At 56.5% G+C, this 6,918-nt stretch carries 3 protein-coding genes and 3 pseudogenes; 2 read left to right on the forward strand and 4 right to left on the reverse strand.

Going from position 1 to position 6,918, the window contains the following annotated elements; genetic code table 11:
- Positions 1-63: 63 nt before the first annotated feature.
- From AKU94_RS11590 to ssb, 3 genes and pseudogenes are all read right to left on the reverse strand, one after another.
- A pseudogene (locus AKU94_RS11590) lies at positions 64-1,134 on the reverse strand (IS110 family RNA-guided transposase).
- Between the two features lie 83 nt (positions 1,135-1,217).
- Positions 1,218-1,562: pseudogene (locus AKU94_RS20450) on the reverse strand (hypothetical protein); the annotation flags it as partial.
- A gap of 628 nt (positions 1,563-2,190) precedes the next feature.
- Entirely contained in the window at positions 2,191-2,700 is a 510-nt protein-coding gene (gene ssb / locus AKU94_RS11600; protein WP_050527438.1) for a single-stranded DNA-binding protein, read from the reverse strand.
- 225 nt (positions 2,701-2,925) lie between these two features.
- Between ssb and AKU94_RS11605 the strand changes: the two genes are divergently transcribed.
- The gene (locus AKU94_RS11605; protein WP_050527439.1) at positions 2,926-3,534 is read left to right on the forward strand and encodes a lytic transglycosylase domain-containing protein; all 609 of its coding nucleotides are present in this window, start codon (positions 2,926-2,928) and stop codon (positions 3,532-3,534) included.
- Between the two features lie 36 nt (positions 3,535-3,570).
- On the opposite strand, the gene serS is transcribed toward AKU94_RS11605, so the two are convergent.
- Positions 3,571-4,863: a serine--tRNA ligase gene (gene serS / locus AKU94_RS11610; RefSeq protein WP_050527436.1), complete on the reverse strand. Its 1,293-nt coding sequence runs from the start codon at positions 4,861-4,863 to the stop codon at positions 3,571-3,573.
- A 583-nt stretch (positions 4,864-5,446) separates the two neighbouring features.
- Between serS and AKU94_RS19275 the strand changes: the two are divergent.
- Positions 5,447-6,412 (forward strand): annotated as a pseudogene (locus AKU94_RS19275) (hypothetical protein); the annotation flags it as partial.
- Positions 6,413-6,918 lie beyond the last annotated feature (506 nt).

Here is a 6,918-nt window from a genome sequence, read left to right on the forward strand (position 1 = left end):
TTGTTCCTTACTCTCCTTCGCCCTTCTCACATTGCCGGTTTACTCCAACGCATGGTGCAAAGCTTATGCAGCCAGCGGTGGAATTCGATCGTTCTCTTTTGTGGTTATTAACGCCCAAACAGTACGGGCAAGCTTGTTTGCCAATGCAGTCGCCACCAGCATACGAGGCTTGCGCGCCAGCATCTTGGCAAGCCATGATCCAGGTGGTGGGCCTTTCCGGATGGTCCAACGGATGACGGCCATCACGACCGAGGCGTGCATTCGCACGACGCGCCTGTGATCAGCAACCGCCTTATATCGCGCTGCCCCATTTTTGAGGTTCTACCCAGGATTTGTCGCCCACCGGTCGACTTCTGCCTTGGTACAAGCCCGCGACCCGGGCTGCAAACTCACGCCCATTAGAAAATTCTTCCATTGGTGGCGCAAAGGCCTGAATGGTCGTAGCACACATAGGCCCAACTCCGGGGATCGTCATAAGCCGTGATGGTGCTTCATCTGTTTTTGCGCGGCCTTTGATCTCGTGGTCCAGCGCCATAATCCGTTCGTCAAAAAGAGCGATCTGATCGATGTATGCTTGGCAAAGGCCTAAGATTTCAGTCGGCAGGTCAGGCGCAACTTCATCAAAGCTGGTTATCATGCGTCTAAACTGAACCATCCCTTGAGCGACGACGACACCGTATTCTGCTAAATGACCCCGCAAAGCGTTTACCAACTGGGAGCGTTGGCGGACACATAAATCGCGTGTTCGAAAGACCATGCCCTGCGCCTGTTGTTCTGCGCTTTTAACCGAGACGTAGCGCATGGTCGGGCGCGATGCCGCCTCCGCGATCGCTTCTGCGTCATTTGCATCGTTCTTTTGACGCTTCACAAACGGCTTAACGTAAACAGGTGGGATTAGACGCGCCTCGTGACCGAGCTTGCCAATCTCACGCCCCCAATAATGGGACGTAGCGCAAGCCTCCATAGCAACAACGCACCTTGGAAGCTTACTCAGGAACGCAATAAGCTGAGACCGCGACAATTTCTTGCGGAACACAACGGAACCATCGGTGGCAGCCCCGTGCAGTTGGAAGCCCCGTGCAGTTGGAAGCCCCGTTTTGCTAAATCAATTCCTACTATGCTAACATTCTCTATGGATGCTCTTCCTTTGTATGACAGTTTAAACTGCTATCATTCTGGCACATTGCGATGCCGCCGGGTGGGGCATCCACCCCATCATTGATGTAGTGGAATATTGCTCCTTCTGCTTGTCTGCGGGGCGCCCTAGCGGTTGCGCAAATCAGCTCCGCCTTGATGGAGGCGCTGATACTCGTGGGACCAGTATTGCGACCCACGATCCGTATGGTGAATGTAGCTTTCGCTGGTCCAAATGTAGCTGATGACTCCAGCCCACTTTTGATTGAGCCCACACGCCCTTGACCGAAATTCAGCCCCAGCTCCTGCAGTTCTTCAGTCATCCGTGGGCGCCCATAGTTTTGCAAACTCAGGCGGTGCTGCTCACAGATGTGGGTCAAAAGCACCATATCGTCCCGCTGGCGTTGGCTCATTGGGCGGTCCCGCCAATTGATTTCCACGAGAGGTGACCTGCATGAGCCCGAGAGGTCTCTTGCGGGATCATGCTTCGCATAACCCTGCCGGTCAGTGGATCGCCGCCTTTTTAGCACCTCCCGCGCCTCGTGCTGGTGTTGTTACCCCATTTGTTCAGCGTCGAGACGTCAACCCCCGAATCCGACGAAAGCTGCGGACACGTTAAGCTACTGGTCGCGGCCATCCGCACTGCAGCACGCCGAAACTCGTCTGTGTACTTCTTTGCCATCCCTTGTCTCCTTCATAGCAAACATTGCTCGAAAGATACCGGAACTAAAACAGGGCAAGACCAACACACTTCGGGCCAGCGGTGACACCTATTACGTCATGCATATCGCTATTGGGCGCAATGGTTGCTTTGCGTCCCCGCAGGGGCGCTGGCGATGTTTCATTTCGATGTCTCGGGGGTTTGCGTGTTGTCGATTTTACTACTCGAAGAGTTGCCGATGTTGCCTGCCAGTCACCTGCGACTGTTGCGCGGTGACTGGAAGCGCACGCAAATAGGGGGTGATCTGCGGGTCAGCGCGCGATGATAAAGGGCTGACAAGTGCCAGCCCTTTATCAGGAAAACGTCACAGGTCTAGATCGGCGCAGGCGCGAAAATCAGAACGGGATTTCGTCATCCATGTCAGAACGCCCACCACCCGAAGGTGCATTGCCGCCGCCATATCCGCCGCCCGAGCCACCACGAGAAGAAGAACCACCACCCTCATAACCGCCACGGTCTTCATAGCCACCGCCGCCACCGGATCCGCCGTCATTGCGGCCGCCCAGCATGGTCATATTGCTGCGGAAGGGGCGCAGCACCACCTCGGTTGAATAGCGGTCCGCGCCGGATTGGTCCTGCCATTTGCGCGTCTCAAGCTGGCCCTCCAGATAGACGGTGGAGCCTTTGCGTAAATATTGCTCTGCAACCTTTGCGATGTTTTCATCAAAGATTGCGACGGAATGCCACTCGGTACGCTCTTTGCGCTCTCCAGTGGCTTTGTCACGCCAGTTTTCCGAGGTCGCGATGCGCAGGTTCACGACCTTGCCGCCATTGGCAAAGCTGCGTACTTCGGGGTCGCGGCCCAAATTTCCGATGATGATTACCTTGTTAACCGATCCAGCCATGTGGCCCCCCGTGGTTGAAACGCCAATCAAGGCGTAAGATTCTATTGCCTGACGCGGCCTTTTTCGGCCATGACGGGTTTGTGTTTGTATACGCGGGCCTGCCAGCGGTCGCAACCAAAACGCAGGGCTCGGCAGGTTTGAAGGCATAGTCATCGGCAGGGCTAGATTTCATCCCCCGTCATCTTGTAGAATGGCAACATTGGTTCGGTGTTGATGGACAGCTTTATGCGTCATAGTCTTGGTGTTTTTTGTGTTGCTGCGATTGTTGCAGCGGGGTCTGCCTACAGCCCCGCATCTGCTGAGGCGCTGGTGCTTTCAGGCAAATCCCATTCGCGCAAAACGGTGTTCAAAACCCAAACCAAGCTGCTGGATAACCGACTTTCCAAGCAATATTCGGCCTCTGTACGCTTGCAACCCAATCCGGTCGTGGTGCCATCAAGCACCAATATCCCCCGTTTCAATGGCAGCTACAAAGGGCAATATCTTGCCGTTGCCAAAGCGGCGGCGCGCAAACATTCGATTCCCGAGGATTTGTTCTTGCGGCTGGTGCAGCAAGAATCAGGCTGGAATCCGGCCGCCAAATCCCATGCCGGCGCGACGGGTCTTGCGCAGTTGATGCCGGGAACGGCGCGCAAACTAGGGGTCAATATCCATGATCCGCACCAAAACCTTGAAGGTGGTGCGCGGTATTTGCGGATGATGTATAATAAATTTGGCAGTTGGCGCTTGGCGCTGGCCGCCTATAACGCGGGGCCGGGCGCGGTAGAGAAACACTCCGGCATCCCGCCCTATGCCGAGACGCGCAACTATGTGCGGGTGATCTTGGGCAGTTGATCCCCGCGCAGGGCACTCCCGCGCGGGGCCGGATTATCAGACCAGCTCGCCTGCGGCCGTGATCTTGCTCTTGCCGCGCAGATAGGGCTGCAAGGCAGCGGGCAATTGAACCGAGCCATCCGCCTGCTGCCCGTTTTCCAGAACCGCGATCAGGCAGCGCCCCACGGCCACCCCCGACCCGTTGAGCGTATGCACGAACTCGGGCTTGCCACCGGCGGCGGGTTTATAGCGGGCATTCATGCGCCGTGCCTGAAAATCACCGCAAACCGAGACAGAGCTGATCTCGCGGTAGGTATCTTGGCCCGGCAGCCAGACTTCAAGGTCATGCGTCTTGATCGCGCCAAACCCCATATCGCCGGTGCAAAGCACCACGACACGGTAGGGCAGTTCCAGCTTTTGCAAAACTGCCTCGGCACAGCCGGTCATACGGTCATGTTCGGCCAGTGATTCCTCTGGCGTGGTGATGCTGACCATTTCGACCTTTTCGAACTGGTGTTGACGCAGCATCCCCGATGTATCGCGGCCCGCGGATCCGGCTTCAGAGCGGAAACACTGCGTATGGGCCGTCATGCGGATCGGAAGCTGGGATTCATCAAGCGTATCCCCCGCGACCGTGTTGGTCAGGGTGACTTCGGATGTCGGGATCATCCACCAGCCATTGGTGGTCTGATAGCTGTCCTCGGCAAATTTTGGCAGGTTGCCGGTGCCGAACATCGCCTCATCCTTGACCAGAACCGGCGTCCAGACCTCATTCAGCCCGTGTTCCTCGATATGGGTATCCAGCATAAACTGCGCCAGCGCACGGTGCAGCCGGACCATCGCGCCTTTGAGGACCACAAAACGGCTGCCGGAAAGTTTGGCTGCGGTAGCGAAGTCAAGGCCCGGAAGGGCGGCAGGCAGCTGATAATGTTCCAGCGGCTTGAAATCCAGCGTGCGCGGCGTGCCCCAGCGGCGTATCTCGACGTTGTCCACTTCGTCCTTGCCGTCGGGAACCGTATCCAGAGGCAGGTTGGGAATAGCGACCAAAATCTCGCGCAGGCGGGCATCCTCGGCGGCGGCCTCTTCGTTAAGGCTGGCGACTTCGGCCTTTTTCTCGGCCACCAGAAGGCGCAGGCGATTGAACTCCGCATCATTACCGGCCGCTTTGGCCGCACCAACATCGCGCGAGGCGGCATTCTGGGCGGCTTGGGCGGTTTCTGCGGCCAGAATTTTGGCACGCCGCGCAGCATCAATTTCCAAAATCCGAGAGGAAAGGGCCTCAAGACCGCGCCGCGCGAGCGCTGCGTCAAAGGCTTCGGGGGTCTCTCGGATCGCGCGGATATCGTGCATTTTGGGCCTCATTCTTTGGATGGTGTAGATATGCCCGATTACAGACGAAAGGGGAACGGTGAAAATCATGGAACGGGCGATCTGTGCGGTGGTGACGCTTTCCTGCCGCGCCGGACATTGTGAATAACCCCTGTGATCGCATTGGGCACCAGGTCACATAGCTTAACCAATACGGTTGTAGCGAGAGCAATATCTTTGGCCATTTGGCATAACGGGTTGCAACGTGGGTTCCGGTCTTTCAACGGACCAAACAAGATCTCGCTACCGTTGTGCTGCTTGTATCAACGCTTGCCATGACTGGGATATTTTCCCGCAGCCTTCGGCCCCGAGATACAGAGTGCTATACCTATATTTACACAGCCCTCTTGGCGCCAATTTGGACGGATGCGCGCTCCGTTGCACGGCAACGGTTTGCAAGCAAACCGAAAAGAGGGCCAGCGGCCATGCAGAGCCGAACGCCCCGCAATCGTATCAGTCACCGCAGGCCGTTTCGTGTTTCAGACCGCCTCTGATGGGTAATCCCCTCGAAATTAAAGGGCTTCATGCGTAAAGTTTGCTCGGCAAGATACCTGAGAGATTTTGAATGAAGTTGACCAGATATAGCGAGCTCCAGATCCTTTTGATCCCCTGACAGGCGGAAGGCGGTGTGCCGGTGGCCGACCTTTGCCGTGAACATGGCATGATGCCTTTGTCGGCAGGTGATTGCTTTGCAATCGCGGAGAGGGAATGCGTCATTTTATAAGTGGCGAGCCAAATATGGCGGCATGCCCTCTTGGGCTTTTGCTTTGCAAAACCCTGCCGGGTAACAGACGCGTCCATGGTCAGCCAGATGAAAGCCATAGAGGAAGAGAACCGGCGGTTGAAGCGAATGTATGCGGATCTGAGCATCCAAGGCTGACTTGCTCAAGGAAGCCCTTGGAAAAAAGTAACCGGGCCGTCTCAACGCCGCGAGATGGCCGGGAATGCAGTGGCGCGACGTGGGGTGAGCATTGCGCTGGTTTGCAGGCCATTTAGGGTCAGCGAGACCTGCTATCGCTATGGCTCGACGTTGTGCGCTGAGACTGAGGAGATCGCCGATCTGCTGACCGGGTTAACCGACGCCTGCAAAACTTGGGAGTTCGGACTGTGTTTTCTGCATTTGCACAACGTAAAGGGGCATCCATGGAACCACAAAAGGGTTTATCGGATCTACTGCGAGTTGGAGTTGAACCTTCGCCCTCTCAGGCCATTGCTGCGCAATGGCTTGCTGGGTAACAGATCAAGCCCCGGAAGCGGTTGATGCGGGACAAACCTGACGCTTTGGCGCTGCCTGACGCGCCTAATGTGACCTCCCTCTCGCGCATGCAAGCATGTGCTGCGGGGCAGCGGGTCAATGGATTTCATGGCCGACCGGTTGTGGGATGGTCGTGCCTTTAGGTTGCTGAACGTGCTGGATGACTTCAACCGCGAAGGGCCTGGGATCGAAGTGGACTTTGCCCAGCGCGCCGAGCGCGTGATCCGAAGCCTTGACCGGATCATCGAACGGCGCGGCAAGCCAGGCACAATTCGGACCCCCTCTCAGGATCATGTGGCCTTGCCCCCCGAGAGTTCTGGTCTCTGAGGTCATGTTGGGCAGCCCGTCTCTCGAAAGCCAAAGGGGCTTTTGCCACTAAGGGATGAATGCCACCTTTGTGGGTTATAGAACCCGTGTGTGGATGCCCCTTTCAATGCAAGAAGTTTTTCAGATTGCTCAGAACATGTGATCAGTGCAGTCGTGTGTCCGGCCTTTGAATGCGGCTTTCACACGCCGCTGGCCTGTATGGTGTCCGTGGATGGGTCCAAATCGTTGATGCGAGCACAAAGCTCCTGGCTTCTATCTGGTTTTCCCAACCCCGTCTTATGACCGTTGTTCCTTACTCTCCTTCGCCCTTCTCACATTGCCGGTTTACTCCAACGCATGGTGCAAAGCTTATGCAGCCAGCGGTGGAATTCGATCGTTCTCTTTTGTGGTTATTAACGCCCAAACAGTACGGGCAAGCTTGTTTGCCAATGCAGTCGCCACCAGCATACGAGGCT

The sequence above is a fragment of the Pseudorhodobacter aquimaris genome, assembly GCF_001202025.1.
GTDB classification, from domain to species: Bacteria; Pseudomonadota; Alphaproteobacteria; order Rhodobacterales; family Rhodobacteraceae; genus Pseudorhodobacter; species Pseudorhodobacter aquimaris.

What these genes read in the sequence shown, in the direction of transcription:
- ssb (WP_050527438.1), bottom strand. Translation starts at nt 2,700, where the DNA reads ATGGCTGGATCGGTTAACAAGGTAATCATCATCGGAAATTTGGGCCGC.
- AKU94_RS11605 (WP_050527439.1), top strand. Translation starts at nt 2,926, where the DNA reads ATGCGTCATAGTCTTGGTGTTTTTTGTGTTGCTGCGATTGTTGCAGCG.
- serS (WP_050527436.1), bottom strand. Translation starts at nt 4,863, where the DNA reads ATGCACGATATCCGCGCGATCCGAGAGACCCCCGAAGCCTTTGACGCA.